1 protein-coding gene and 1 pseudogene are annotated in these 1,251 nt (G+C 46.8%); both read left to right on the top strand.

Going from position 1 to position 1,251, the window contains the following annotated elements:
- A partial coding sequence (locus AAIE02_RS23585; protein ID WP_498533421.1) for a hypothetical protein occupies nucleotides 1-218 on the top strand: 218 nt, incomplete at its 5' end.
- 243 nt (nucleotides 219-461) lie between these two features.
- Nucleotides 462-1,186 (top strand): annotated as a pseudogene (locus tag AAIE02_RS23580) (transposase); the annotation flags it as partial.
- Between the last annotated feature and the right edge of the window lie 65 nt (nucleotides 1,187-1,251).

Here is a 1,251-nt window from a genome sequence, read left to right as displayed (position 1 = left end):
CAAACGGCGCAAGGCAGGATGGAAAGTTGTTTGCTCTGAGGTGGTTGTGTTATGAGTTAGTTTCATTTTTATCCCGAAAGCTGAAACAAAATGTATTAATCAGATACTCATCAACCGGCACGGTAAAAGCTACAGATACATTACTCCCGCCTCCAGAGATGATTAATTCAGTAAATTCACTTTATCATACAGAATTGATACGCCATCGGCAAAAGTGATCAATTAAAAAAAATCAATCGTTAAAGCAAATCAATTGCGCTAAATTGATCGCTCATATCGATCAGTGTATTTTGCAGGAGCAGGAGATTATCTGAACGACTTTGTGTTGTGATAAAAAAAGTGATTGCCACGTATCTGAGATGAACATATTTCACATCACTTGAAGCATGGTGACCTGCTCATCATTGATTAACACAAGACGATGTTAGTAATGTCTTCATCAGCAACATGAGGACAATACCATGAAGAAGCGTTTTTCCGACGAACAGATCATCAATATTCTTCGCGAAGCCGATGCGGGTGTTTTCGCCTGAGAACTTTACCGTAAGTACGCCATCTCCGACGCCACGTTTTATACGTGGCGTAAGAAGTTTGGTGGCATGGAAGAACCTGAAGTAAAAGGCTTAAGTCACTTGAAGAAGAGAACGCCCGCCTCAAGAAGCTACTCGCCGAAACCATGCTGGATAAAGAGGCACTACAGGTGGCTTTAGGCCGAAAGTACTGACGACAGACAAGAAGGGGGAAACCGCGACAGTGATGTGCAAAGCGACAGGTCTGTCACAACGGCGTGCCCGCTGGCTGACAGGTTTGTCCTTTGTCGACCTGCCGTTATGGTGCGCACCGTCCGGCTACTAATACGTATCTGTCTGCACGTATCACCGAGCTCGCAATGGAACGCCGACGTTTCGGTTACCGGCGCATCTGGCAGCTTTTGCGCCGTGAAGGCCTTTGCGTTAACCACAAACGGGTCTACCGCATTTATCATCTCAATGGCCTGAGCGTAAAACGCAGACGGCGCCGTAAGGGACTGGCAACTGAGCGGCTTCCGCTAGTCCGTCCGGCAGGTCCCAACCTGACGTGGTCGATGGATTTTTTCATGGATGCGCTGGCCAGTGACCGCCGGATTAAATGCCTGACCTGCGTTGATGATTTCACGAAGGAGAGTTTGACGATCAGCGTTGCTTTTCTAGGCACTGTTGCAGAGTTAGCCTTTAGTGTTATTGAAAGGTATTATCTTTCAAAGACTCTGCT

This window comes from Cedecea sp. Ae19-4, from assembly GCF_059801165.1.
This window is presented reverse-complemented; position numbering and strand designations above follow the sequence as displayed.